Below are 26135 nucleotides of genomic sequence, written 5' to 3' on the forward strand. Positions count from 1 at the left end.
GTTACTTGTTCTCCGAATCAGCGGTGTGGGCGGAGCCCTCGTCAGAAGGGTGGTGGTGGGAGACGGGAGGGCGGGTGACGGCGGACTCGTTGCCGCCCAGAAGCAGGTAGAGGACGGCCATCCGGACGGAGACGCCGTTGGCGACCTGCTCGACGACCGTGCAGCGGTCGGAGTCGGCGACCTCGGCGGTGATCTCCATGCCGCGGACCATCGGGCCGGGGTGCATGACGATGGCGTGCTCGGGCATCTTCGCCATCCGCTCGCCGTCCAGCCCGTAGCGGCGCGAGTACTCGCGCTCGGTCGGGAAGAAGGCGGCGTTCATCCGCTCGCGCTGCACACGCAGCATCATCACCGCGTCGGACTTCGGCAGCACGCTGTCGAGGTCGTACGAGACGTCGCAGGGCCAGGTCTCGACGCCGACGGGCACCAGGGTGGGCGGGGCCACCAGGGTGACCTCGGCGCCGAGGGTGTGGAGCAGGTCGACGTTGGAGCGGGCGACCCGGCTGTGCAGGACGTCGCCCACGAGGGTGATGCGCTTGCCGGCGAGGTCCTGGCCGAGGCCGGCGTCGCGGCCGACGAGGCGGCGGCGCATGGTGAAGGCGTCGAGGAGGGCCTGGGTGGGGTGTTGGTGGGTGCCGTCGCCGGCGTTGATGACGGGGGCGTCGATCCAGCCGGAGGTGGCGAGGCGGAACGGGGCGCCGGAGGCGCTGTGCCGGATGACGACCGCGTCGACGCCCATGGCCTCCAGGGTCTGCGCGGTGTCCTTGAGGGACTCGCCCTTGGAGACGCTGGAGCCCTTGGCCGCGAAGTTGATCACGTCGGCGGAGAGGCGCTTCTCGGCGGCCTCGAAGGAGATCCGGGTCCGGGTGGAGTCCTCGAAGAAGAGGTTGCAGATGGTCCGGCCGCGCAGGGTCGGCAGCTTCTTGATGGGCCGGTCGGCCACCCGGGCCATCTCCTCGGCGGTGTCGAGGATCTGGACGGCGTCGTCGCGGGTGAGGTCGGCGGCCGAGATGAGGTGACGCATCATCGGGTTTCTCTCCGTGGTGGGGAGGTGTGAGGGCATGCGGGGGCACAGGGGTGTGCCCCGGCCCCGGCGGGGAAGCCGGTCCGGCTAGGAGGCGGGCTTGGAGCCGAGCAGGACGGTGTCGCGACCGTCTTCCTCGGCGAGCTGGACCTTGACCGTCTCCCGCAGCGACGTGGGGAGGTTCTTGCCGACGTAGTCGGCGCGGATCGGAAGTTCGCGGTGGCCGCGGTCGACGAGGACCGCGAGCTGGACGGCGCGCGGGCGGCCGATGTCGCCGAGGGCGTCGAGGGCGGCGCGGATGGTGCGTCCGGAGAAGAGCACGTCGTCGACGAGGACGACGAGGCGGCCGTCGATGCCGTCACCGGGGATCTCGGTGCGGCCGATGGCACGGGCCGGCTTCATCCGCAGGTCGTCCCGATACATGGTGATGTCGAGGGAGCCGACCGGGATCTTGGTGCCGGTGATCGCTTCGAGCTTCTCGGCGAGCCGGCGGGCGAGGAAGACGCCGCGGGTGGGGATGCCGAGGAGGACCACGTCGTCGGCGCCCTTGGCGCGCTCGACGATCTCGTGGGCGATGCGGGTCAGGACCCGCGCGATGTCCGGGGCCTCGAGAACGGGCCGCGCGTCGTCGCTGTACTGCTGCTGAGTGTCCATGAAAAACGGACCTCCTTCTCCGCCTCACGGGACGGCTCTTAAAGGACGTCGGATTTGCGCCGTTCACTCTACCAGGGGTGGGGCGTCCTATCTCGCGCACCCCGGTCGCCCCTCCGGGCGCCGTCCCCCGGGAGGGGGCGGTACGGACCATTCGGCTTGACGGGTAGGTGTAACGCTGCGTAACCTCACAGTGAGTTACCAGCCGCGCGGCGCAGCCGCATGTCGTCACAGCGTCCGGGAGCGTTATGTCCAGCGAATACGCAAAGCAGCTCGGGGCCAAACTCCGCGCCATCCGCACCCAGCAGGGTCTCTCCCTCCACGGGGTGGAGGAGAAGTCCCAGGGCCGCTGGAAGGCGGTCGTGGTCGGCTCGTACGAGCGCGGAGACCGCGCGGTGACCGTGCAGCGTCTTGCCGAGCTGGCGGACTTCTACGGGGTGCCGGTGCAGGAGCTCCTGCCGGGCACGACCCCGGGCGGGGCCGCCGAGCCGCCGCCGAAGCTGGTCCTGGACCTGGAGCGCCTGGCCCACGTCCCGCAGGAGAAGGCGGGCCCGCTCCAGCGCTACGCGGCGACGATCCAGTCGCAGCGCGGCGACTACAACGGCAAGGTGCTGTCGATCCGCCAGGACGACCTCCGCACCCTCGCCGTCATCTACGACCAGTCCCCCTCGGTCCTCACCGAGCAGCTGATCAGCTGGGGCGTCCTGGACGCGGACGCGCGCCGCGCGGTCGCCCACGAGGACAACTGACCCCCGACGAGGGCACAGCAGAAACGTACCGCCGGGCCCCTGGACGTCATCCGACGTCCAGGGGCCCGGCGCTTTTCTCCGGACGCGTCTCCGGTACGCGGAGGGGCCCGCAGACCTCCGGTACGCGAAGGGGCCCGCAGCACCGAGTGCTGCGGGCCCCTTCACGTGCCGTACGGGACTAGTCGTCCGTGTCCCGGCGCAGGCGCGGCTTCAGGTCCTTGAAGCGCCCCAGCAGGCCGTTGACGAAGGTCGGGGACTCGTCGGTGGAGAACTCCTTGGCGAGCTGCACCGCCTCGTCGATCGCGACCGCGTCGGGCGTGCCGTCCTCCCAGAGCAGCTCGTACGCGCCGAGGCGCACGATGTTCCGGTCGGCGACGGGCATCCGGTCGAGGTCCCAGTCCACCGCGTAGGTCGCGATGAGATCGTCGATGCGCGCCTCGTGGGCCGCGTACCCCTCGACCAGCTGCATGGTGAAGTCGTTGACCGGCGGCTGGCGGTCGTCCGACCGCGCGTGCCGGACCTGGTCCGCGAGAACCTCCTGGACGGAGGCACCACGCTGGTCCGCCTCGAAGAGGATCTGGAAGGCGCGCTTGCGGGCCTTGCTCCGAGCGGCCACGGTTACTTGTTCACCCGGCCGAGGTAGTCGCTGGTGCGGGTGTCGACCTTGACCTTCTCACCGGTGGTGATGAAGAGCGGGACCTGGATCTCGTGGCCGGTCTCCAGCTTGGCGGGCTTGGTGCCACCGGTGGAGCGGTCGCCCTGGACGCCGGGGTCGGTGTGCTCGATCGTCAGCTCGACGGCGGCGGGGAGCTCGACGTAGAGCACCTCGCCCTCGTGCTGCGCCACGGAGGCGGTGAAGCCCTCGATCAGGAAGTTGGCGGCGTCACCGACGTTCTTCCGGTCGATGTGCAGCTGGTCGAACGTCTCCATGTCCATGAAGACGAAGTAGTCGCCGTCCATGTAGGAGAACTGCATGTCGCGGCGGTCGATGGTGGCCGTGTCGACCTTCGTACCGGCGTTGAAGGTCTTGTCGACGACCTTGCCGGAGAGCACGTGCTTGAGCTTGGTGCGCACGAAAGCCGGGCCCTTGCCGGGCTTGACGTGCTGGAACTCGACGACGGACCAGAGCTGGCCGCCTTCGAGCTTGAGCACCATGCCGTTCTTGAGGTCGTTCGTGGAAGCCACGGTTGCGGAATCTCCTGGACTGACGTGGGACCAGGGAGGCGTACGCGCCTTACAGCGCGAGCAGCTCCTTGGTCGTGATGGTGAGTAGCTCGGGTCCGCCGTCCGCCTCCTGGCGCACGACGAGCGTGTCATCGATCCGGACGCCGCCCCGGCCCGGGAGGTGGACCCCCGGTTCGACGGTGACCGGCACGCAAGCGTCCAGTTTACCCATGGCCGAGGGTGAGAGCTGCGGGTCCTCGTCGATTTCGAGCCCCACCCCGTGCCCGGTGAGGGGCACGGCTGCCTCCGCGTGCCCGGCGGCGTCCAGGATCTGGCGGGCCGCCCGGTCCACGTCCCGGTACCCGGCGCCGGGTGCGAGGGACTCGCGTCCGGCCCGCTGAGCGGCGAAGACGAGCTCGTACAGCTCGATCTGCCAGTCGGCGGGGGTGGTGCCGATGACGAAGGTGCGGCCGATCTCGCAGCGGTAGCCGCGGTAGTCGGCGCCGAGGCAGACGGAGAGGAAATCGCCCTCCTCGACCCGGCGGTCGGTGGGCCGGTGCCCCCGGCGCCCGGAGTGCGGCCCGGTGCCCACCGAGGTGGGGAAGGCGGCCCCGTCGGCGCCGTGGTCGACGAGCCGCCGCTCCAGCTCCAGGGCGAGGTGGCGCTCGGTCCGCCCCACGAGGATCGACTCCAGGAGCTCACCGAGGGCCTGGTCGGCGATCTCCGCGGCGATCCTCAGGCAGGCGATCTCGTCCTCGTCCTTGACGATCCTCAGCTGCTCCACGGCGCAGGCCAGGTCCGCGAGGTGCAGTCCGGGGGCGACGGACCCCATCTCCCGGTGCCGGGCCACCGTGAGGTGGTGCTCCTCGACCGCGAGCGCGTCGGCGCCGGCCCGGCGGGCCAGATCGACGGCGGCGACCGCCGGATCACCGCCTCCGGTGGGCAGGACCTGCTGCCGGAGCAGCTCGTCGAGCCGCCCGTCGGCCGGCTCGCCACCGGGCGCGACGGGGCAGAGCAGGACGTCCGTCTCCGGCTCCGGTCCGACGAGCAGGACGGCGCCGGGCGGCGAACCACCCGCGAGATAGCGGACGTTGGCGGGGCGGGAGACCAGGGCCGCCGGGCTGCCCGCGGCGGCGCTTCGGTCGCGCAGCCGTACACGGCGGTCCGCATACACCTCTGACATGCTCCGAGCGTACGAGCCGCGCGCCGCGGCGGCCTGTTCAGGACGGCCGTCCGGGCAGGCCCGGCCGCGGTCACCAGGTGGGCGGGCTCGCGATCGCGCGGGCGAGGACGTCGTCGAGGACGCGCGCGGTGGTCTCGACGTCGTACGTGGAGTTGTCGATGATCGGCAGGCCCGAGCCGTACCAGCCGGCCATCCGGCCGTGGATGGCGGCGACCTCCTCGTCCGAGAGGCGCCGGTTGCCGCTGCGCTCGGCGTTGCGCTCCAGGACGATCTCCAGGCCGGGCAGCAGGACGACGGGCAGCAGGCCGGGACCGACGTGTCTCTTCCAGCCGCCGAGGCCGACGACGGGCCGGTCGGGGAAGACGGCGTCGTCGACGATGCAGGAGATGCCGTTGGCGAGGAAGTTGCGCGCGGCGAAGCCGCAGGTGCGGCGGGCGAGCCGGTACTGCGCCTCGGAGTGCTCGTTCCAGCCGGACTGCGGGTCGGCGAAGCCGGAGCAGACCCACTCGCGGACGTCGTCGAGGCTGATGTGCGCGGTGGGCACGCGGCGGCGCTGCGCCCAGTGCCGGGCGACGGTCGTCTTGCCCGCGCCCGCGGGGCCGATGAGCAGGACGGCGAGGGTCGCCGCGCCGGTCCCGGCGCCGTGCTCCACGAGCGGCGCGCTGACGGGCGGCAGCGGAACGTGCCCGGTCAGGTCGGCGCGCGGCGGGGCGGAGGCGGGGTGCAGGGGTGCTGCGGCGTGCGGCCCGGAGGGATGCTGCGGGGCTGCGGCGTGCGGCCCCGTGGACGGGTGCTGCGCGGACCCCGGGTGCGGCGGGCCGGCCGGGTGGGGTGCCGCGGGGTGCTGGGGAGCCGCCGGGTGCTGCGGTGCGCCTCCCGGGGTGCCCCAGCCCGGCGGGGCGTGCGGGGGCCGCTGAGCCCCGGCCTGGACCGTCGGGTGCACACCGAGCCGGGGGCCGGACGGCGGCGCGGGGTAGGGAGCGCCGGGCGGGACCGGCGGAGGAACAGGCGGCTGCCCGCCGACGTCCCCGCTCCCCGCTCCGGGACCGGGGCCGGGCCCGGGCACGCTTCCCGCACCGGGACCGGGCACAGGGCCCGCTCCGGAAGCGGGCGCGGGTCCCGCTCCGGGACCGGTCGGCCGGCCCGGCCGTTCGGGCGGTGGCAGCGGACCCCCCACTGCGTGCTGCATCCGGTGCCACTCCGTCTCGTACGCCTGTCGGATCCACGGACCGGTGTGTCCGTGGACGGCGGAACGTTACCGCCCCCGGCCCCCACAGGGGGAACGGCCGGGGACGCCCCCTGGTGCCCTGTCAGGCTCTGTCAGACTCTTTCAGGCTCTGTCAGTCGGCGAGTTCCTCGGCGAGCGCACGCAGCGCCAGCCGGTAGGAACCGATCCCGAACCCGGCGACCGTCCCGGTCGCCACCGCCGCGACGACCGAGGTGTGCCGGAACTCCTCGCGGGTGTACGGGTTCGAGATGTGCACCTCGATCAGCGGGGCGGTCCGCTGGGCGGCGGCGTCCCGCATCCCGTACGAGTAGTGCGTGAAGGCGCCGGGGTTGATCACCACGGGGATCGAGCGGTCCGCGGCCTCGTGGAGCCAGCGGATCATCTCGCCCTCGTCGTTGGTCTCCCGCACCTCGACGTCGAAGCCGAGCTCCGCGCCGAGGTTCCGGCAGGACTCGACGAGCCCCTTGTACGACGTGGCGCCGTAGATGTCGGGCTCGCGGGAGCCGAGACGGCCCAGGTTGGGGCCGTTCAGCACCAGAACCGGACGCGTCTCGCTCACGCGGACACCTCGCCGTACGCCGCGATCAGGACGGCCGGGTCGGGGCCCTCCAGGACGGTCGGCTTGCCGATCCCGTCGAGCACGATGAAGCGCAGCAGGTCGCCGCGGGACTTCTTGTCGACCCGCATGGTCTCCAGGAGCTTCGGCCACTGGTCGCCGCGGTAGGTGAGCGGCAGGCCGACGGACTCCAGGATCGCCCGGTGCCGGTCGGCGGTGGCGTCGTCGAGCCGCCCGGCGAGGCGGCCGAGCTCGGCGGCGAAGACCATGCCGACGGAGACGGCGGCGCCGTGGCGCCACTTGTACCGCTCGTTCTTCTCGATGGCGTGGGCGAGGGTGTGGCCGTAGTTGAGGATCTCCCGGCGGCCGGACTCCTTGAGGTCGCCGGAGACGACCTCGGCCTTGACCTTGATCGAGCGGACGAGCAGCTCGGCGGTGTGCGGACCGGCCGGGGTACGGGCGGCCTGCGGGTCCTCCTCGATGAGGTCGAGGATCACCGGGTCGACGATGAAGCCGGCCTTGATGATCTCCGCGAGCCCGCTGACGTAGTCGTGCACCGGCAGCGAGTCCAGCGCCGCCAGGTCGCACAGGACGCCGGCGGGCGGGTGGAAGGCGCCGACGAGGTTCTTGCCCTCGGCGGTGTTGATGCCCGTCTTGCCGCCGACGGCCGCGTCGACCATGGCCAGGACGGTGGTCGGCACGGCGATCCAGCGGACGCCCCGCAGCCAGGTCGCGGCGACGAAGCCGGCCAGGTCGGTGGTGGCGCCGCCGCCGACGCCGACGACGACGTCGCTGCGGGTGAAGCCGGTCTGGCCCAGCGCCTTCCAGCAGTAGGCGGCGACCTCGACGGTCTTCGCCTCCTCGGCGTTGGGCACCTGGATGGCGACCGCCTCGTAGCCCTGGTCGGCGAGGTCGGCGCGGAGCGCCTCGCCGGTGTCGGCGAGCGCCTCCGGGTGGATCACGGCGACCCGCTTGGCCTGGGGGCCGATCAGGCCGGGGAGCTCGCCGAGGAGCTGCCGCCCGACCAGTACCTCGTACGGATCGGTGCCCGCGGAACCGCCGACCTGGATACGGGTCACCTGGTCCTGGTCCGTCATACGTCCTTCAACTCCAGTGCGTCGAGGACCGCCTGGGCGACCTCTTCGGGGGTGCGGTCGTCCGTGGCGACGACGACCCGTGCGACTTCGGTGTACAGATGGCGGCGCGCCTCCATCAGCTCGCGCCACTGGCGGCGCGGGTTGACGGCGAGCAGCGGCCGCGCGGTGTTCAGGCCGACGCGGCGGACCGCCTCCTCGACGTCCATCGAGAGGTACGCGACGGGCAGCCCGGCGAGCAGGGCGCGGGTCCCGGCGTCCAGGATCGCGCCGCCGCCGAGGGCGAGGACGCCCTCGTGCTCGGCGACGGCCGTGGCGACCGCGGCCCGCTCCAGGGCGCGGAAGTGCTCCTCGCCGTCCTCGACGAAGATGTCGGAGATCTCGCGTCCTTCGGCGGCGACGATGTCGGCGTCGGTGTCCCGGTAGGGCGCGCCCAGCCGTTCGGCCAGGAGCACGCCCACCGTGGACTTGCCGGAGCCCATGGGCCCGACGAGGACGACCTGGGGTCCGGCGGTCACCGGATGGACAGGTTGTCGAGGTACGAGCGGACGTTGCGGCGGGTCTCGGGGACGCTGTCGCCGCCGAACTTCTCGACGACCGCGTCCGCGAGGACGAGCGCGACCATGGCCTCGGCGACGATGCCGGCGGCGGGGACGGCGCACACGTCGGAGCGCTGGTGGTGGGCGGCCGCGGCCTCACCGGTGGCGACGTCGATCGTGGCGAGGGCGCGCGGGACGGTCGCGATCGGCTTCATCGCGGCGCGGACGCGCAGCAGCTCGCCGGTGGTCAGGCCGCCCTCGGTGCCGCCGGAGCGGCCGGAGGTGCGCTTGATGCCGTCCTCGGTGCGCACGATCTCGTCGTGGGCCTTCGAGCCGGGCACGCGGGCGAGGTCGAAGCCGTCGCCGACCTCGACGCCCTTGATGGCCTGGATGCCCATGAGGGCGGCGGCGAGCCGGGCGTCGAGGCGCCGGTCCCAGTGGACGTGCGAGCCGAGGCCGACGGGCACGCCGTAGGCGAGGACCTCGACGACGCCGCCGAGGGTGTCGCCGTCCTTGTGGGCCTGGTCGATCTCCGCGACCATCGCCTTCGACGCGTCGGCGTCGAGGCAGCGCACCGGGTCGGCGTCGAGCTTCTCGACGTCGGCGGGGGTCGGGTAGACGCCGTACGGGGCCTTGGCGGCGGCCAGCTCGACGACGTGCGAGACGATCTCGATGCCCGCGGCCTCCTTGATGAAGGAGCGGGCGACGGCGCCGAGGGCGACCCGGGCGGCGGTCTCGCGGGCGCTGGCGCGCTCCAGGATCGGCCGGGCCTCGTCGAAGCCGTACTTCTGCATGCCGGCGAGGTCGGCGTGGCCGGGCCGGGGGCGGGTCAGGGGCGCGTTGCGGCCCGTCTCCTTGAGCTCCGAGGGGTCGACCGGGTCGGCCGACATGACCTTCTCCCACTTGGGCCACTCGGTGTTGCCGACCATGACGGCGATCGGGGAGCCGAGGGAGAGTCCGTGCCGGACACCGCCGAGGAAGGTGATCTCGTCCTGCTCGAACTTCATGCGGGCGCCACGCCCATAGCCGAGGCGTCGCCGCGCGAGGTGGTCCGCCACCAGCTCAGTGGTGACCGGGACGCCGGCGGGAAGACCCTCCAGCGTCGCGACCAGCGCGGGTCCGTGGGATTCCCCAGCGGTCAGCCAACGCAACCTGCTCAACGATGCTCCTCATGCTCGCGCCTGGGCACTGCGACGACGCGGCCGGGTGCGCGGCCCTGGCCCGCCACCCCTGATCCTCCCACGTCCGGTGGGTGAACCCGCCCTCCGGTCCAGCTGTCGGACGCGGTGCGATCCGATCGGGCCCTACCGGGCCGCGAGCGCCTGCTCCCCCGCCGCGCGCATGGCCGCGAGCGGGGCCTTCGGGACGCCCGTCATCTGTTCGACCTGGAGGACGGCCTGGTGGACGAGGAGGTCGAGGCCGCCGACGACCTTGCCGCCGTGCTCGGACCAGGCGGCGGCGAGCGGGGTCGGCCAGGGGTCGTACAGGACGTCGAAGAGGGTGCCGGCCGTGTCGGGGACGGCGGTCGCCAGGGCGTTCGTGGTGCCCGCCGGGGTCGTCGCGATGACCAGCGGCGCGCCGAAGGCCTCCGCCGCCCGCTCCCAGTCGGCGGTACGGACGTCCACGCCGAGCCGCTCGCCCCAGCCGCGCATCTCCTCGGCCCGCGCCTCGCTCCGTACGTACGCGGTGACGGGGCCCGCGCAGATCCGGGCGAGGGCGGCGACGGCGGAGGAGGCGGTGGCGCCGGCGCCGAGGACGGCCGCCGAGTCCACCTTCTCGACGCCCCGCTCGTGCAGGGCGGCGATCATGCCGGGGATGTCGGTGTTGTCGCCGACGCGCCGCCCGTCCTCGCGGAGGACGACGGTGTTGACGGCCTCGACGGAGGCGGCCGTGTCGCTGATCTCGTCGAGCAGCGGGATGATCGCCCGCTTGAGCGGCATGGTCAGCGACAGCCCGGCCCAGCTCCCGTCCAGCTCGCCGACGAACCCGGGCAGCGCCGCCTCGTCGACGTCGAAGCGCTCGTACGACCAGTCGTCGAGCCCGAGCTCGGCGTACGCGGCCCGGTGCAGGACCGGCGAGAGCGAGTGGGCGATCGGCGAACCGAGGACGGCCGCGCGGCGGCGCACCTCACTGGCCCGTGTTGGCATTGAACTTGTCCTTCAACCTGTTGTGCTCGGCCAGGGTCTTCGCGAACTCGGTCTTGTTCATGCCGTCGGTGGCGACGAAGTAGAGCCAGCCGTCGTTCGTGGGGTTGAGCATGGCGGCCAGTGCCTCGTTGCCCGGGTTGCCGATCGGTCCCGGCGGCAGTCCCTTGTGCTTGTACGTGTTGTACGGGTCGGTGTTGCTGTGCGCCTCTTGCTCGGAGATCTTGATCTCGCTCTGACCCTTCAGGTAGTTGAGGGTCGAGTCGAACTGCAGGAGCTGGACGGTCTCCAGGTTCCCCGGCTTCAGGCGGTTGTAGACGACCTCCGCCATCTTGCGGAAGTCCTCGTGGGTCTTGCCCTCCGCCTGGACCAGGCTCGCGACCGTGATGAGCTCCCACGGCCCGTCGACGCCGAGCCCCTTCGCCTTCGCGTCCAGGTCCAGCTTGGTGTACTCCTGATTCGCGCGGCTCACCATCTTGCGCAGCGCGTCCTCGGGCTTGCTGCCCTTGGCGACGGGGTAGCTCGCCGGGAAGAGGAAGCCTTCCAGCGGGTCCTTGGTGTCCTCGTGGTTCTTGGCCCAGTCGGGCAGCCCGAGGGAATCCGCCTTCGCGAGTGCGATGTCCTTGGTGGTGCCGGGCTTGAGGTCGAGGCGCTCGTCGAGCTTCTCGTACACCCAGGCGTTCCGCTTGCCCTCGGGGATGATCAGGTTGGCCTGGCTCGCCGGGTTGAGCATCAGCGTGACCGCGCTCTCCGCCGACATCCCCTTCTTCAGCGTGTAGGCGCCCGCCTGGATCGAGAGACCCCTGGGGTTCTTCTGCTGCGCCGAGACGAAGGCGTCGACGCTCTTGACGACGCCTGCCTTCTTGAGGATGTTGCCGATCTCGTAGCCGCCGGCTTCCTTCGGGATCTCGACCTGGATTTCGCCGCTGCCGCTGCCCGCGTAGTCGGGCGCCGCGCCGAACTCGCCCTGCCAGAACTGGTAGCCGAAGTAGCCGATGCCGCCGACGCCGCCCACCAGGACGAGCGCGACGACCAGGCAGGCCACGCCGTTCTTGCCTTTGCGTTTCTTCGCTTTGCTCCGGCGTTCGCGGTCGCCGTCGCGGGAGCCTCGGCCGCGGCCCGGCTCCTCGTCGTAGTCGTCCTCGTCGTCGCCGCCGGTGAAGAAGGGGTGCTTCTCCTCCTCCGGCTCCGGGCGTGCCTCTTCCTCCGGCGCCCAGTCGACGACCGGCTCCGGCGGGTTCTGCCGGCGGCCGGGGGGCTGGGGCGGCGGATAGGCCTCGGGCGTCCCGTAGAGGTCCGGGTTCTGGCCGCCGTAGGGGTCGGCCGGGGGCGCGCTGTACGCCATCGCCGCCTGGCCGCTCTCCCAGTTGCCGTCGTACTGCTGTCCGGGTTGCCCGGGCGTGTCGTAACCGCCCGGATACCCCGTCCCGTACTGCTGCGGCTGCTGGTACTGCTGCTGCTGAGGCTGCTGAGGCTGCTGGTACTGAGGATCGACGTACTGCTGCTGGGGCTGCTGGTACTGCTGCGCCTGCTCCTGGTACTGCTGCGCCTGCTGCTGGTACGGGTCGACCCCGTAGCCCTGCTCGGCGTGACCGCCCTGGCCGTACGGATCCACGTAGCCCTGGCCGCCGTGGCCGTACTGGCTCGCCTGCTGCGGGTGCGGGTACTGCTGCTGGCCCTCCCACCCCTGGTCCCCGTAGAGCGGGTCCCCGGGGTGCCACGGTTCGGAGCCAGAGCCCCGGCCATACTCAGTCATCGATCCCCAAAACAGCCGCGAGGCTTCCGGACGATCCGCCTCTACGTAGTGCGGCAGCTGTTCGAACACCGCCGCATCGCGCGGAACGTTACCGTATCGCGATCAGATGACCACTTCGACGCCCTCGCCGGGCGGATTACCTGATACCCGTTCGGACTCAAGAGCGTTCTGAAGGATGATCACAGCGGCGGCCTGGTCGATGACGGACCGCCCCTTCTTCGCCTTCACGCCCGAGGCCCGCAGGCCCTGGGTCGCGGTGACCGTCGTCATCCGCTCGTCGACCAGCCGGACCGGCACCGGGGCGATGCCCTTGGCCATCTCCCGGGCGAAGGCCCGGACCTTGGTGGCCGCGGGGCCCTCCCGCCCGCTGAGCGAGCGGGGCAGACCCACGACGACCTCGATCGGCTCGTACTCCTCGACGATCTGGCGGAGCCGCCGGTGGGCGGCCGGGACGTCACGTCCCGGCACGGTCTCCACCGGCGTGGCGAGGACCCCGTCGGGGTCGCACGAGGCGACCCCGATCCGGGCGTCCCCGACGTCGACCGCGAGACGGCGGCCGCGGCGCATCGTCACGCCGTCTCCACCACGAGACGCTCGACGGCGGCGATGGCCTCGCCGACGGCCTCCGGGTTCTGGCCGCCGCCCTGGGCGACGTCCGGCTTGCCGCCGCCACCGCCACCGAGGGTCTTGGCGGCCGTGCGGACCAGCTCGCCGGCCTTGAGACCGCGCTCACGGGCGGCCTCGTTGGTGGCGATGACCGTGAGCGGCTTGCCGTTGACCGTGGTGAACAGGGCGACGACGGCCGGACGGGAGGCCGGGATGCGGCCCCGCACGTCGAGGACCAGCTTGCGCAGGTCGTCGGCGCCGGTGCCGTCCTGCACCCGGCCCGTGACGAGGGCGAGGCCCCGGATGTCCTGGGCGGAGTCGACGAGACCGGCGGCGGCCTGGAGGACCTTCTCCGCGCGGAACTTCTCGATCTCCTTCTCGGCGTCCTTCAGCTTGCCGAGCATGGTGGAGATCTTCTCCGGCAGCTCCTCGGGACGGCCCTTGACCAGCTCCTGGAGCTGGGCGACGACCGTGTGCTCGCGGGCGAGGAAGTTGTACGCGTCGACGCCGACGAGGGCCTCGATACGGCGCACGCCGGAGCCGATGGAGGACTCGCCGAGCAGCTTCACCAGGCCCAGCTGGGCGGTGTTGCCGACGTGCGTACCGCCGCACAGCTCCTTGGAGAAGTCGCCGATGGTGACGACGCGGACCTGCTCGCCGTACTTCTCGCCGAACTCGGCGATGGCGCCCTGGCGCTTGGCCTCGTTGATCGGCATGACCTCGGCGTGGACCTCCAGCTCGCGCGAGAGGACCTCGTTGATCTTCTGCTCGACGTCGGTGAGGACGGCGCCGGGGACGGCGTTCGGCGAGCCGAAGTCGAAGCGGAAGCGGCCGGGCTGGTTCTCGGAACCGGCCTGGGCGGCCGTCGGGCCGAGGGCGTCACGCAGCGCCTGGTGCGTCAGGTGCGTGGCGGAGTGGGCGCGGGCGATGGCCCGGCGGCGCTTGACGTCGATGGCGGCGTAGGCGGTGGCGCCGACGGTCACCTCGCCGACCTGCACGGAACCCTTGTGCACGGAGACGCCGGGGACCGGCTGCTGGACGTCGCGGACCTCGATGACCGCGCCGCTGTGCAGCTTGATCCGGCCCTGGTCGGCGATCTGGCCGCCGCCCTCGGCGTAGAACGGGGTCCGGTCGAGGACGACCTCGACCTCGTCGCCCTCGGAGGCGGCGGGCGAGGAGACGCCGTTGACGAGGAGACCGACGACCGTGGTCTCGCCCTCGGTGTTGGTGTAGCCGGTGAACTGGGTGGCGCCGTTGCCGTCGGCGATCTCCCGGTACGCGGTCATGTCGGCGTGGCCGGTCTTCTTGGCCTTGGCGTCGGCCTTGGCGCGGTCCCGCTGCTCCTTCATCAGGCGGCGGAAGCCGTCCTCGTCCACGGAGAGGCCCTGTTCGGCGGCCATCTCCAGGGTGAGGTCGATCGGGAAGCCCCAGGTGTCGTGGAGCAGGAAGGCCTTCTCGCCGGCGAGGATCGTGCCGCCGGCGGCCTTGGTCTCGGTGACGGCGGTGTCGAGGATGTTGGTGCCGCCCTTGAGGGCCTTCAGGAAGGCGGCCTCTTCGGCGAGGGCGACCGTCTCGATCCGCTTGCGGTCGGTGACCAGCTCCGGGTACTGCTCGCCCATCGTGTTGATCACGGTGTCGACGAGGTCCTGGACGACCGGTCCGGTGGCGCCGAGCAGGCGCATGTTGCGGACGGCGCGGCGCATGATGCGGCGCAGCACGTAGCCGCGGCCCTCGTTGCCGGGGGTGACGCCGTCGCCGATGAGCATCACGGAGGTGCGCATGTGGTCGGCGACCACGCGCAGCGAGACGTCGCTGTCGTGGGCCTTGCCGTAGGCGACGCCGGTGAGCTCGGTGGCCTTGTCGATGACGACCTGGAGGGTGTCCGTCTCGTACATGTTCTGGACGCCCTGGAGGATCATCGCCAGGCGCTCCAGGCCGAGGCCCGTGTCGATGTTCTTCGACGGCAGCTCGCCGAGGATCGGGAAGTCGTCCTTGCCGGAGCCCTCACCGCGCTCGTACTGCATGAAGACCAGGTTCCAGATCTCCACGTACCGCTCGTCGTTGACGGCCGGGCCGCCCTCGACGCCGAACTCGGGGCCGCGGTCGTAGTTGATCTCGGAGCACGGGCCGCAGGGGCCGGGGACGCCCATCGACCAGTAGTTGTCCTTCTTGCCGAGGCGCTGGATGCGCTCGGCCGGGACGCCGACGACGTCACGCCAGATCTGCTCGGCCTCGTCGTCCTCCTGGTAGACGGTGATCCAGAGCTTCTCCGGCTCGAGCCCGTAGCCGCCGTGCTCCACCGGGGTGGTCAGCAGCTCCCAGGCGAGCTTGATGGCGCCTTCCTTGAAGTAGTCGCCGAAGGAGAAGTTGCCGCACATCTGGAAGAACGTGCCGTGGCGGGTGGTCTTGCCGACCTCCTCGATGTCCGGCGTGCGCACGCACTTCTGCACGCTGGAGGCGCGCGAGAAGGGCGGCTTGACCTCGCCCAGGAAGTAGGGCTTGAACGGCACCATGCCGGCGGGGACGAGCAGCAGAGTCGGGTCGTCCGCGATGAGCGACGCCGAAGGGACGACGGTGTGCCCGCGCTCCTCGAAGAAGCTCAGCCAGCGGCGGCGGATTTCAGCCGACTCCATCAGTGGTCCTCATTCCGGTTGTACGAACTCGTAGGCATCTTGGAAAACGAATATGTGGTCGGGTGCGCGGTCGGGCCGAGCGCGGCCCTCCGGCGCGGTTCCGGCAGCTCCCGGACCTGGTCCACGGGGGCTTCCAGGCCGAGCGCCTCGCCCAGCTCGGACTCCCGCTGGACCATGCCCGCCCTCACGTCGAGGGCGAAGTCCTTGAGCCGGTGGCCGGTCTCGATCGCCTTGTTCGCCGCCTGGGCCGCGAGGCTCTCGGGGGTCAGCTGCTTCAGCTTCCGGTTGACCTTGGTGGTGGCCCACACGCCGGCGGCTGCGCCGGCCGTGAACCAGAACGTGCGGCGGAACATCGCGGCTCAGCCCTTCTGCTTCCGGCGTCGCGAGGACGGCACGGTACGGCCGACGATCACAGTACGGCGGACGTCGGTCCGCGGCGCGTCCTCCGCCTCACGGCCCCGGCCGAGCGCCCTGCGGACGCCGTAGCCGAAGGCGGCCACCTTGACGAGCGGGCCGCCGAAGGTGGAGGCGACGGTGGTGGACAGCGCGGAGGCGTTGGAGGTGACCTCCTGGACGTCCGAGGCGATGGCGTCGACCCGGTCGAGCTGGGTCTGCGCCGAGCGCACGGTCGCGGAGGCGTCGGCCAGCAGGGGAACGGCCTGCTCGGTCACGTCCGCCACCAGCTTGGTGGTCGCCCTGAGCGTCTGCGCCAGCCTCACCAGCACCACGGCGAGGAAGGAGACGAGGATCGCCCAGAACACGGCCACCAGGATCCCGGCAACCTCTCCACCGGTCACTGTGCACCGCTCTCTGCTGTCGTTGGGCCCTGTGAAAAGTCGTCTCCCGACCCTATCGCGCCCGGGCTGTCCTGCCGTACCGCATTACCGCCCGTGGGACGGGAGTTGCGGTAACCCGATTGTACGGAGCGCGCGCGGGTGAGTACGCTCCGTGTCCCATGCGACGGAGCAATCTCCCGGCGGAGCTGAACCGGTTCGTCGGACGGGCCGCCGAACAGGCCGCACTGACGGCGCTCCTCGACACATCCCGCCTGGTCACGGTCGTGGGCGTGGGCGGGGTCGGCAAGACGCGGCTCGCGCTGCGCGCTGCCGCGGGGGCGCAGAAACGCTACGGCGACGGGGTCCGGCTGGCCGAGCTGGCGCCCCTGCGCGACCCCGCCCTGGTCGCGTACGCGCTGGTCGAGGCGCTCGGGCTGACCGACCACACGCCGAGGGCCCCGCGCGAGGTGCTGGTCGAGCACCTCGCGGAGCGGCGGACGCTGCTGGTGATCGACGGTTTCGAGCACCTGGTGGAGAGCTGTGCGCCGCTGGTGCGGGAGCTCCTCGCCCACGCGCCGGGGCTCACCGTGCTCGCGGTCGGCCGGCGGCCCCTGCGGGTGGCGGGCGAGGCCGTGTTCGCGCTGGCCCCCATGGACGAGGCGGACGCGGTGGCGCTCCTCGCCGAGCGTGCGGCGGAGGCGGGCGCGCCGGTGGCCGTGGACGCCCCCGCGGCCTCGGGCGCGCCGACGGCCGACGGCCTCCCCGCGGCCCCGCGCTTCGCGGGTGCCGGGGTGCGGACAGCCGCGGGCACCGGCCCGGGGGCCGTGCGGGAGCTGTGCCGGCGGCTCGACGGGATCCCGCTCGCCCTCGAACTGGCGGCCGGTCGTCTCCCGCTCCTCTCGGTCGAGCAGATGCTGCACCGTCTCCACGACCGCTTCCGCCTCCTGACGGACGGCGAGCGCGGGGTGCTCCCCCGCCATCAGACGCTGCGCACGGCGATCGGCTGGAGCCACGAGCTGTGCACCCCGGAGGAGCGGCTGCTCTGGGCGCGGCTCTCGGTGTTCGTCGGCCCCTTCGACCTGGAGGCGGTCGAGTACGTGTGCGGGAGCCGGGAGCTGCCGCCGGAGCGGATCCTCGACCACCTCGGGGGCCTGCTCGCGCAGTCGCTGGTGTCGCGGGAGGACACCCCGGCGGGCCCCGCCTACCGGCTCCTGGACACGGTCGCCGCGTACGGGGCGGAGTGGCTGGAGGCGCTCGGCGACACGGAGCGGATGCGGCGGCGGCACCGGGACTGGTACATGGGTCTGGCCACCTGGTGCGAGCTGGAGTGGTTCAGCCCGCGCCAGGCGGAGGTGGCGGCCCGTACGGAGGCGGCGCTGCCCAATCTCCGGGCGGCGCTCGACCTGTGTCTCGAACTCCCGGAGGACGCCCACCTCGCCCAGCACCTGGCGGGCACGCTCTGGTTCGCCTGGGTGGGCTGCGGGCGCCTGTCGGAGGGCCGGCACTGGCTGGAACGGGCGCTCACGCTGGAGTCCGGCCACGAGGAGGCCCGGCTCAAGGCGCTGTGGGTGCTCGGATACGTGGCGGTCCTGCAGGGCGACGGTACGGGGGCGGTGGCGGCGCTCCACGAGTGCGGGGAGCGGGCCAGGTCCTCGGGGAACGCGCTGGCGGAGGCGTACGCGACGCACCGGATGGGCTGTCTCGCGCTGCTCTCGGACGATCTGCCGCGGGCCGAGTCGCTGATCGGGCAGGCGCTGGACTCCTACCGGGAGCTCGGCGAGCTGAACAGCAACGTCCTGATGGGGCAGGTCGAGGTGGCGATGGCGCTCGCCTTCCGGGGGGACCTGGAGGGAGCGGTCGCGATCTGCCGGGAGGTCCGGGAGGTCTGCGAGGAGCGCGGGGAGCTGTGGACCCGGGCCTACGCCCTCTACGTCCTGGCCTTCTCGGCGTGGACCCGGGAGGCGTACGGGGAGGCGCGGGAGCTGCTCACCGAGTGCGTCTCGATCAACCACACCTTCCGTGACCTGGTCGGTCTCGTCCTGGCGATCGAACTGCTCGCCCTGGTGACGGTGAGCGAGGGGGATCCGGCGGAGGCGGCGGTCCTCCAGGGGGCCGCTGTGCCGGTGTGGGACACGGTCGGCGTCCGGCTCTTCGGCTCGGAGGCGTTCGACGGGCCGAGGGCCCTGTGCGAGCAGCGGGCGGCGGAGGCCATGGGCGCGGAGGCGTTCGGCTCCGCGGTCCAGGAGGGCCGGCGTCTCTCGCTCGACGCGGCCGTGGAGCGCGCGCTCGCCGGGCGCCGGGATCCGGCCGTCTGCGGCACGGCGGACGCGAAGGCCCCGCGTCCCTTCCGTACGGCCAGGTCGGCGGCGGTCCCGGGAACGCGGAAGCCCGCCGGCTCCCCCACCGGAAAGGGCGGGGAAGCGGCGGGCTGAGCACCGCGTGGGTACTACTCCCCCAGCGCTGACGCTGGGGGTGCTCCCATTGCTGAAATCAGCGGGCGTAGTACTCGACGACCAGCTGCTCGTCGCAGATGACCGGGATTTCCTTGCGGTTCGGGTCGCGGTCGAGGCGGAAGGCCAGGGCCTTCAGGTTGACCTGCAGGTAGCGCGGGGTCTCGCCGTCGGCGGCGAAGCCACCCTCACGGGCCATCTCGAACAGCGGCTTGGTGCGGCTGCGCTCGCGGACCATCACGACGTCGTCGGGACGGACACGGAACGACGGCTTGTCGACCTTGCCACCGTTGACCTGGATGTGACCGTGCACGACCATCTGGCGGGCCTGGTAGATGGTGCGGGCGATGCCCGAACGCAGGACCAGGGCGTCGAGGCGACGCTCGAGCTCGACGACCAGCGCCTCGCCCGTCTTGCCCTCGGCCTTCTTGGCGCGGTCGTAGGCACGCGCCATCTGACGCTCGCTGATGTCGTACTGGGCGCGCAGACGCTGCTTCTCGAGCAGACGGACCTTGTAGTCCGAGTTCTGCTTGCGGCCACGGCCGTGCTCGCCCGGCGGGTAGGGGCGGGCCTCGAAGTACTTGACGGCCTTCGGGGTCAGCGCAATGCCGAGGGCACGCGACTTCTTGACCTTGGGACGGGACTGGTTCGGCATGAACCAACCTCTCTCATTGATACGAAAACGGCTTCACCAGGGTTAGGGGAGGTCGCATCCGCAGCCGGGAAACCCTCCTGGTCCGTACGGGACGGACCTGGTGGGCAGCCGCTCCCAGGTCTGGGCACATACGTGCAGCACGCGAACGACCCACCGCCGCTCCCGGGAACCGGGTGGTGATGGGTGGCCCGCGACACCTTCGAAGGTGCGCGACGCTCCTGGAAACCCCGCCCGAGGGCCGGGTCTCCCGCTGACTGTCCCGTTCTGGTGGTTCCGACCGGAGCCGGACACGGGACGCAGCAATCCGGACCAGTGTACCGGGTCCGCGGGACGCCTTCACACCAGGTCGGTGCCGCTAGTCGTCGCCCTTCAGCCGGGCCCTCACCCGCTCCACCACGTCCGCGTATCTCGCCTCCGCGCCGTAGCGCGTGGGCTCGTAGTACTGGCGACCGTGGATCGTGTCCGGGGCGTACTGCTGGGCCGCGATGCCGCCCGGTACGTCATGGGGGTACACGTACCCCTGGGCGTGGCCGAGTTTGGCCGCGCCCTTGTAGTGGCCGTCCCGCAGGTGCGGCGGGACGGAGCCCGCGAGGCCGTTGCGTACGTCGGCGAGGGCGGCGCCGATCGCGGTCGTCGCCGCGTTCGACTTGGGGGCCAGCGCCAGGGCGATGGTGGCATGGCTCAGGGTGAGGGCCGCCTCCGGGAAGCCGATCATGGCGACGGCCTGGGCCGCGGCCACGGCGATCGGCAGCGCGTTCGGGTCGGCGAGGCCGATGTCCTCGCTCGCGGAGATCATCAGCCGGCGGGCGATGAAGCGCGGGTCCTCCCCCGCCTCGATCATCCGCGCCAGATAGTGCAGGGCCGCGTCCACGTCCGAGCCGCGGATCGACTTGATGAGCGCGCTGGCCACGTCGTAGTGCTGGTCGCCGTCCCGGTCGTACTTCACGGCCGCGCGGTCGACGGTCTCCTCGACGGTCTGGAGCGTGATCTCCGGCTCGCCCTTGGCCATCGCCGCGCCCGCCGCGGCCTCCAGGGCGGTCAGGGCCCGCCGGGCGTCGCCGCCGGCGACCCGCAGGAGGTGCGCCTCGGCGTCCTCCGGCAGGGTCACGGCCCCGCCGAGTCCCCGCTCGCCGGTGAGCGCCCGGGCCATCAGGCCCTTCAGGTCCTCGTCGGTCAGCGGTTCCAGGGTGAGGAGCAGGGAGCGGGAGAGGAGCGGGGAGATCACGGAGAAGTAGGGGTTCTCGGTGGTGGCGGCGATCAGCGTCACCCAGCGGTTCTCCACGGCCGGCAGGAGCGAGTCCTGCTGGGCCTTGGAGAAGCGGTGGATCTCGTCGAGGAAGAGGACGGTCTCCTTGCCGTAGCCGCCCACCGCGCGCCGGGCGCCGTCGATGACGGCCCGGACCTCCTTGACGCCGGCGGTGATCGCGGACAGCTCCACGAAGCGCTTGTTCGTGGCCTTGGAGACCACGTACGCCAGGGTGGTCTTTCCGATTCCCGGCGGGCCCCAGAGGATCACCGATGAGGCGCCTGCGGGCCCGCCGTCGCCGTCCCCCACGAGTCGGCGCAGCGGTGATCCGGGCTTGAGCAGGTGCTGCTGGCCCACCACCTCGTCGAGGGTGCGCGGGCGCATCCGGACGGCCAGCGGGCTGCTGGCCGGGTCCTTCTCCTGGCGGTCTTCGGCGGCTGCGGTAAAGAGGTCGGGCTCCACAGTCATGAAGCCTAAGTCAGAGCACTGACAGAGCCGTCACGGCTCAGCTCGTCCAGAAGTCCCACCAGCGGGTCAGGATCAGCATCCCGATGATCCCGATGTGCAGCACCGGCAGGATCCAGGTGAACTCGTCGAAGAAGGTCTTCAGGCCGCCGGGCGCGGGGATCACGCCGCGGCGCACGTTGTGCGAGGTCACGTACCAGAACATGACGATGGTCGCGACCCAGGCCAGGCAGCACCACAGGCAGAGCGAGTTGATCTCGTACAGCGACTCGTACATCAGCCAGGTGCAGAAGCCGACGCCGAAGAGGGTTCCGGCGTTGAGTCCGAGCCAGTACCAGCGGCGGTAGCGGGCGCCGGCGAGCAGGCCCACGCCGATGGCGATCACCATCGCGTAGGTGACGAGGCCGAGCATCGGGTTCGGGAAGCCGAAGGCCGAGGCCTGCTCGCTCTTCATGATGTTGCCGCAGGAGACGATCGGGTTGAGGCTGCAGCCCGGGGTGAAGTCGGGGTCCTCGAGGAGCTTGAACTTGTCGATGGTGATGACCCAGGCGGCGAGCAGGCCGGCAGCTCCGGTGATCACCAGGAGCCAGGAGAAGGCCCGGCTCGCCCCGATCGTGCCGCCGCCGTCCCGGCCGGACCCGACCTCGTCCACCGCTGCCTTCGCCATGTCACCTTTTCCCTCGCTCGACCGGCCTTGTGGGCACGGTCATTCTGCAACACCGACCTGTGGTCCGGCCGTTCGCCGGAGATAAGGACGGGCCCGGACCACGGTGTGTGGTCCGGGCCCGTCCTCACGTCCGATCAGGCCAGCTTGGCCCGTACCGCGTCCACGAGAGCGTCCAGGGCGACAGCCTGCTGCTCGCCGGACTCCATGTCCTTGAGCTGTACGACGCCCTCGGCGAGGTCGCGCTCACCGGCGACGACGGCGAGGCGGGCACCGGAGCGGTTGGCGTCCTTCATGGCGCCCTTGAGGCCCTTGCCCCCGAAGGAGAAGTCGGCGGCGACGCCGGCCCTGCGGAGCTCGGTGATCTTGCCGAAGAGGAGGCGGCGGGCCTCCTCGCCGATGGCGACGGCGAAGACGCTGGTGGCGGCGGGGATGTCGAGCTCGACGCCCTCGGCCTCCAGGGCGAGGACCGTGCGGTCGACGCCGAGCGCCCAGCCCACCGACGGCAGCGCGGGGCCGCCGATCATCTCGGAGAGGCCGTCGTAGCGGCCGCCGCCGCCGACCGCCGACTGCGAGCCGAGACCGCCGTGGACGAACTCGAAGGTGGTGCGGGTGTAGTAGTCGAGGCCGCGGACCAGCTTGGGGTCGTCCTCGAAGACGACGCCCGCCGCGGTGATCAGGGCGCGCACCTCCTCGTGGTACGCCTTGCACGCGTCGCACAGGTAGTCACGCAGGAGCGGCGCGTCGGTCAGCTGCTTCTGCACGGCCTCGCGCTTGTCGTCGAGGACGCGCAGCGGGTTGATCTCGGCGCGGCGGAGGGTCTCCTCGTCGAGGTCGAGCCCGCGCAGGAAGGTCTGCAGGGCCTCCCGGTAGACGGGGCGGCACTCCTTGTCGCCGAGCGAGTTCAGCAGGATGCGGAAGTTCCGCAGGCCCAGCGAGCGGTACGCCTGGTCGGCCAGGATGATCAGCTCGGCGTCGAGCGCCGGGTCCTCGGCGCCGATCGCCTCGGCGCCGACCTGCGAGAAGTGGCGGTAGCGACCCGCCTGGGCCCGCTCGTAGCGGTAGTACGAGCCGGAGTACCAGAGCTTGACGGGCAGGTTGCCGAGCTTGTGCAGGTTGCCCTGGAGCGCCGCGCGCAGCACGGACGCGGTGCCCTCCGGCCGCAGCGCCAGCTCGTCGTTGCCCTTGGTCGTGAGGGTGTACATCTCCTTGCTCACGATGTCGGTGGACTCACCGACACCGCGGGAGAACAGCTTCACGTCCTCGAAACCGGGGGTCTCCACGTAGCCGTAGCCGGAGTTCCGCAGCGGCGTGGCGATCGCCTCGCGCACGGCGAGGAAGGTCGCGGAGCGGGGCGGCAGCAGGTCGTACGTGCCCTTGGGGGCCTTGAAGGTGCTCACGTGAATCGTCACATTCCTCGTCGGGGAGCGTCCGTGCTCCCGAGGCCGGCGGCCACGTCCCGCAGATAGGGGTTCGTGGCGCGCTCCTGGCCGATGGTCGTCTGGGGACCGTGTCCCGACAGCACCACGGTCGAGTTGTCGAGCGGCAGGCACACGCGGGCCAGCGACGCGAGCATCTCGTCCATGTCACCGCCGGGAAGGTCGGTGCGTCCGATGGAGCCGGCGAACAGCAGATCCCCGGAGAAGAACACGGAGGGGATCTCCGTGGTCTCGGGCATCCGGAAGGTCACCGACCCCTTGGTATGACCGGGCGCGTGGGCGACGGAGAAGTCCAGTCCGGCGAGCTTCAGCTCGGCACCGTCGGTGAGCTCGCGCACGTCGTCGGGCTCTCCCACGGTCAGCTCGCCCATGAGGGGCATCCCGATGGAGCGGCCGAGGGCCTTCTCCGGGTCGCTCATCATGTAGCGGTCGGACGGGTGGATCCACGCGGGGACGTCATGGGCGCCGCACACCGGGACGACGGAGGCGACGTGGTCGATGTGTCCATGGGTGAGGACGACGGCGACGGGCTTGAGCCGATGCTTCTTCAGCGTCTCCTCGACACCCTGGGCGGCCTGGTGGCCCGGGTCGATGATGACGCACTCCTCGCCTGCGGCGGGGGCGACCAGATAGCAGTTGGTCCCCCAGGCCCCGGCGGGGAACCCGGCAATCAGCACGTTCGTCCTTAGTTGTCGTCCGGCACGGAGGCGCGGAATTCGCGGAAAACACGGAATGCGGCAGATCAGAGCCTACCGGCGGTGCCGGTTCCACAGCCAACCCGTATACGGTACGGGCACATCCGGCCAGGACAGGAACAGACGAGCGACAGGAGCGGACCCGGTGGTCACCAGCGATCAGCGGCGGCGGCAGCTTGCCAGGGAGAAGTACGCGCGGCAGCAGCAGCGGCGGGAGGAGAACCGGCGCAAGGCGAGGCGCCGCAACACCGTCATCGCGGCCGCCCTCGCGGTGGTACTGGCCGCGGGCGGCGCCGTGTACGCCTCCGTGGCCCTGACGGACGACTCCTCGAAGGGCTCGGACAACGCGGCGAGCGACACGCCCACCACACCGGCGCCCTCGGAGAGCGAGTCGGCGAGCCCGGAGCCGAAGCTGACCGTGGACACGAAGGCCACGTACGCCATGGCCCTGAAGACCAACGAGGGCGCCATCACGATCACCATGGACGCGGCGAAGACCCCGCGCACGGTGAACTCCTTCGCGCACCTCGCGGGCAAGAAGTACTTCGACGGGACCAAGTGCCACCGCCTCACGACCCAGGGCATCTACGTGCTCCAGTGCGGCGACCCCAAGGGCGACGGCACCGGCGGCCCCGGCTACACGATCCCCGACGAGAACCTGGCCGCCCTCGGCAAGGCGGGCGCGGACGGCACGGTGACCTTCCCGGCCGGCACCGTCGCCATGGCGAACACCGGGCAGCCGGGCACCGGCGGCTCGCAGTTCTTCCTCGTCTACAAGGACACCAAGCTGCCGCCGACCTACACCCCCTTCGGGAAGATCGACGCGGCCGGCCTCAAGGCGGTCCAGGACGTGGCGAAGGCGGGTGTCGAGGGCGGCGCCACGGACGGCGCCCCGAAGAAGCCCGTCACCATCGAGAAGGCGACCGTCACGAAGAAGTGAGCCCGCTCGTCCGCACGCGCGCGTGACCGTTCGTCCGCACGCGCGCGTGACCGTTCGTCGGCACGCGTGCGTGACCGCGGAATCTCGGTCGCGCTGAGTGCGGACAGCCGGGGCGCGGTTCGCCTAGATTGGCGTTGTGCAGCGTGGGCCGTCGGCCGCGCTGCGGATGGCGGGCGAGGCCCGCCGGGAAACTGTGGACGATGCCCGGGGGGTACGACCCCGCGACGGCATCATGGTGAGGAGGCGCTGTGAGCAGCGACCCGTGGGGCCGCGTCGACGAGACGGGCACCGTGTACGTGCGGACGGCCGAGGGCGAGCAGGTCGTCGGATCGTGGCAGGCCGGCACCCCTGAGGAGGCCCTGGCCTACTTCGAGCGCAAGTACGAGGGCTTGGTGGTCGAGATCGGCCTCCTCGAGAAGCGGGTGAGGACCACCGACCTCTCGGCGAAGGACGCCACCGCGGCGATCGAGCACATCCGCCAGCAGGTCGACGAGCACCACGCCGTCGGCGACCTGGCCGCGCTCGCGACCCGTCTCGACAAGCTCGTCGAGACGGTCGACTCGCGCCGCGAGGAGCGCAAGGCCCAGAAGGCCAAGCAGACCGACGAGGCGCGCACCGCCAAGGAGAAGCTCGTCACGGAGGCCGAGGAGCTGGCCCAGAGCGAGCAGTGGCGCTCCGCGGGCGAGCGGCTGCGGGCGCTCGTGGACACCTGGAAGGGCCTCCCCCGGCTCGACCGCAAGTCCGACGACGAGCTGTGGCACCGCTTCTCGCACGCCCGCTCGGCGTTCTCGAAGCGCCGCAAGGCGCACTTCGCGTCGCTCGACGCCCAGCGCGAGGACGCCCGCAAGGCGAAGGAGCGTCTGGTCGCCGAGGCGGAGTCGCTGTCGAACTCCACCGACTGGGGCAACACGGCGGCCCGCTACCGCGAGCTGATGGCGGACTGGAAGGCGGCCGGCCGCGCCCAGCGCGAGCACGAGGACGACCTGTGGAACCGCTTCCGCGGCGCCCAGGACGTCTTCTTCGCGGCGCGCGGCGAGGTCTTCGCCGAGCGGGACGCGGAGCAGACCGAGAACCTCAAGCTGAAGGAGGAGCTCGCGACCGAGGCCGAGAAGCTGGTGCCGGTGACGGACCTGAAGGCGGCGCGTGCGGCCTTCCGTTCCCTCAACGAGCGCTGGGAGGCCATCGGCCACGTCCCGCGTGACGCCCGTCCCAAGGTCGAGGGCCGGATGCACGCGGTGGAGCGGGCGATCCAGGAGTCCGAGGAGGCCGAGTGGCGCCGGACGAACCCGGAGGCACGCGCGCGTGCCGCGGGTCTGACCGGTCAGCTCCAGGACGCCGTCGAGAAGCTGCGCAAGCAGATCGACGCGGCCCGTGCCGCCGGCAACGACTCCAAGGCCGACAAGCTCGCCCGTGAGCTGGAGGGCCGTCAGGCCCTGCTCGACCAGGCGCTGAAGGGCCTGGAGGAGTTCGGCGGCTGA

General features: G+C 71.7%; 25 protein-coding genes. 4 read left to right on the forward strand and 21 right to left on the reverse strand.

Annotation, left to right across the window (positions count from 1 at the left end; translation table 11 throughout):
• Position 1 precedes the first annotated feature (1 nt).
• Positions 2-1027: an aspartate carbamoyltransferase catalytic subunit gene (locus tag ACN9M0_RS05770; RefSeq protein WP_366042452.1), complete on the reverse strand. Its 1026-nt coding sequence runs from the start codon at positions 1025-1027 to the stop codon at positions 2-4.
• 84 nt (positions 1028-1111) lie between these two features.
• Positions 1112-1678 (reverse strand): bifunctional pyr operon transcriptional regulator/uracil phosphoribosyltransferase PyrR, encoded by a 567-nt coding sequence (gene pyrR / locus ACN9M0_RS05775; RefSeq protein WP_366042451.1) that lies wholly within the window; start codon positions 1676-1678, stop codon positions 1112-1114.
• A gap of 245 nt (positions 1679-1923) precedes the next feature.
• On the opposite strand from pyrR, the gene bldD reads away from it, so the two are divergent.
• Positions 1924-2424, forward strand: a complete 501-nt coding sequence (bldD, locus tag ACN9M0_RS05780; RefSeq protein WP_017242229.1) for a transcriptional regulator BldD — start codon at positions 1924-1926, stop codon at positions 2422-2424.
• A gap of 178 nt (positions 2425-2602) precedes the next feature.
• Here the strand turns inward: bldD and nusB are convergent, their stop codons facing one another.
• The 14 genes from nusB to ACN9M0_RS05850 form a co-directional block, all read right to left on the reverse strand.
• Positions 2603-3040, reverse strand: coding sequence for a transcription antitermination factor NusB (gene nusB, locus ACN9M0_RS05785; protein ID WP_366041807.1), 438 nt, complete (start codon positions 3038-3040; stop codon positions 2603-2605).
• A 2-nt stretch (positions 3041-3042) separates the two neighbouring features.
• Complete coding sequence (efp, locus tag ACN9M0_RS05790; RefSeq protein WP_366041806.1) at positions 3043-3609, reverse strand: elongation factor P; 567 nt, start codon at positions 3607-3609, stop codon at positions 3043-3045.
• A 49-nt stretch (positions 3610-3658) separates the two neighbouring features.
• Complete coding sequence (locus ACN9M0_RS05795) at positions 3659-4771, reverse strand: aminopeptidase P family protein (RefSeq protein WP_366041805.1); 1113 nt, start codon at positions 4769-4771, stop codon at positions 3659-3661.
• A 70-nt stretch (positions 4772-4841) separates the two neighbouring features.
• Positions 4842-5714 (reverse strand): AAA family ATPase, encoded by an 873-nt coding sequence (locus tag ACN9M0_RS05800; RefSeq protein ID WP_366041804.1) that lies wholly within the window; start codon positions 5712-5714, stop codon positions 4842-4844.
• 397 nt (positions 5715-6111) lie between these two features.
• Positions 6112-6558: a type II 3-dehydroquinate dehydratase gene (gene aroQ / locus ACN9M0_RS05805; protein ID WP_366041803.1), complete on the reverse strand. Its 447-nt coding sequence runs from the start codon at positions 6556-6558 to the stop codon at positions 6112-6114.
• Positions 6555-7652 (reverse strand): 3-dehydroquinate synthase, encoded by a 1098-nt coding sequence (aroB, locus tag ACN9M0_RS05810; protein ID WP_366041801.1) that lies wholly within the window; start codon positions 7650-7652, stop codon positions 6555-6557. The genes aroQ and aroB overlap by 4 nt, the downstream gene beginning before the upstream one ends.
• On the reverse strand, positions 7649-8167 hold the full coding sequence (locus ACN9M0_RS05815; protein WP_366041800.1) for a shikimate kinase: 519 nt from the start codon (positions 8165-8167) through the stop codon (positions 7649-7651). Before ACN9M0_RS05815 ends, aroB begins: the two co-directional genes overlap by 4 nt.
• On the reverse strand, positions 8164-9348 hold the full coding sequence (aroC, locus tag ACN9M0_RS05820) for a chorismate synthase (protein WP_366041799.1): 1185 nt from the start codon (positions 9346-9348) through the stop codon (positions 8164-8166). The genes ACN9M0_RS05815 and aroC overlap by 4 nt, the downstream gene beginning before the upstream one ends.
• A 144-nt stretch (positions 9349-9492) precedes the next feature.
• Positions 9493-10335 (reverse strand): shikimate dehydrogenase, encoded by an 843-nt coding sequence (locus tag ACN9M0_RS05825; protein WP_399697578.1) that lies wholly within the window; start codon positions 10333-10335, stop codon positions 9493-9495.
• A complete protein-coding gene (gene mltG / locus ACN9M0_RS05830) occupies positions 10316-12088 on the reverse strand; it encodes an endolytic transglycosylase MltG (protein WP_426403237.1) in 1773 nt (590 codons plus the stop codon). Before mltG ends, ACN9M0_RS05825 begins: the two co-directional genes overlap by 20 nt.
• Before the next feature lie 102 nt (positions 12089-12190).
• Positions 12191-12655: a Holliday junction resolvase RuvX gene (ruvX, locus tag ACN9M0_RS05835; RefSeq protein ID WP_030693079.1), complete on the reverse strand. Its 465-nt coding sequence runs from the start codon at positions 12653-12655 to the stop codon at positions 12191-12193.
• 2 nt (positions 12656-12657) lie between these two features.
• On the reverse strand, positions 12658-15327 hold the full coding sequence (alaS, locus tag ACN9M0_RS05840) for an alanine--tRNA ligase (protein ID WP_366041796.1): 2670 nt from the start codon (positions 15325-15327) through the stop codon (positions 12658-12660).
• Positions 15327-15680 carry a DUF6167 family protein gene (locus ACN9M0_RS05845; RefSeq protein ID WP_366041795.1) on the reverse strand — a complete coding sequence of 118 codons (354 nt, stop codon included), beginning with the start codon at positions 15678-15680 and terminating at the stop codon, positions 15327-15329. Before ACN9M0_RS05845 ends, alaS begins: the two co-directional genes overlap by 1 nt.
• Before the next feature lie 6 nt (positions 15681-15686).
• Positions 15687-16124: a DUF948 domain-containing protein gene (locus tag ACN9M0_RS05850; RefSeq protein WP_366041794.1), complete on the reverse strand. Its 438-nt coding sequence runs from the start codon at positions 16122-16124 to the stop codon at positions 15687-15689.
• Between the two features lie 158 nt (positions 16125-16282).
• On the opposite strand from ACN9M0_RS05850, the gene ACN9M0_RS05855 reads away from it, so the two are divergent.
• Entirely contained in the window at positions 16283-18535 is a 2253-nt protein-coding gene (locus ACN9M0_RS05855; protein ID WP_426403238.1) for an ATP-binding protein, read from the forward strand.
• Between the two features lie 58 nt (positions 18536-18593).
• Here ACN9M0_RS05855 and rpsD read toward each other — a convergent pair whose 3' ends face one another.
• The 5 genes from rpsD to ACN9M0_RS05880 all read right to left on the reverse strand — a co-directional run bounded on the left by rpsD (position 18594) and on the right by ACN9M0_RS05880 (position 23699).
• Complete coding sequence (gene rpsD / locus ACN9M0_RS05860; protein ID WP_015032311.1) at positions 18594-19208, reverse strand: 30S ribosomal protein S4; 615 nt, start codon at positions 19206-19208, stop codon at positions 18594-18596.
• A gap of 355 nt (positions 19209-19563) precedes the next feature.
• A complete protein-coding gene (locus ACN9M0_RS05865; RefSeq protein ID WP_366041808.1) occupies positions 19564-20916 on the reverse strand; it encodes a replication-associated recombination protein A in 1353 nt (450 codons plus the stop codon).
• Positions 20917-20959: 43 nt separating this feature from the next.
• Positions 20960-21586, reverse strand: coding sequence for a vitamin K epoxide reductase family protein (locus ACN9M0_RS05870; protein ID WP_366041792.1), 627 nt, complete (start codon positions 21584-21586; stop codon positions 20960-20962).
• Positions 21587-21720: 134 nt separating this feature from the next.
• On the reverse strand, positions 21721-22983 hold the full coding sequence (hisS, locus tag ACN9M0_RS05875) for a histidine--tRNA ligase (protein WP_366041791.1): 1263 nt from the start codon (positions 22981-22983) through the stop codon (positions 21721-21723).
• Positions 22984-22991: 8 nt separating this feature from the next.
• Positions 22992-23699: an MBL fold metallo-hydrolase gene (locus ACN9M0_RS05880; RefSeq protein WP_030316256.1), complete on the reverse strand. Its 708-nt coding sequence runs from the start codon at positions 23697-23699 to the stop codon at positions 22992-22994.
• A 163-nt stretch (positions 23700-23862) separates the two neighbouring features.
• Between ACN9M0_RS05880 and ACN9M0_RS05885 the strand changes: the two genes are divergently transcribed.
• Together ACN9M0_RS05885 and ACN9M0_RS05890 are read left to right on the forward strand one after the other, a co-directional pair.
• A complete protein-coding gene (locus ACN9M0_RS05885; RefSeq protein ID WP_366041790.1) occupies positions 23863-24657 on the forward strand; it encodes a peptidylprolyl isomerase in 795 nt (264 codons plus the stop codon).
• Between the two features lie 248 nt (positions 24658-24905).
• Positions 24906-26135, forward strand: a complete 1230-nt coding sequence (locus ACN9M0_RS05890) for a DUF349 domain-containing protein (protein ID WP_399697587.1) — start codon at positions 24906-24908, stop codon at positions 26133-26135.

Origin of the sequence: Streptomyces sp. R-07 (assembly GCF_049913175.1) — a bacterium.
GTDB lineage: Bacteria > Actinomycetota > Actinomycetes > Streptomycetales > Streptomycetaceae > Streptomyces.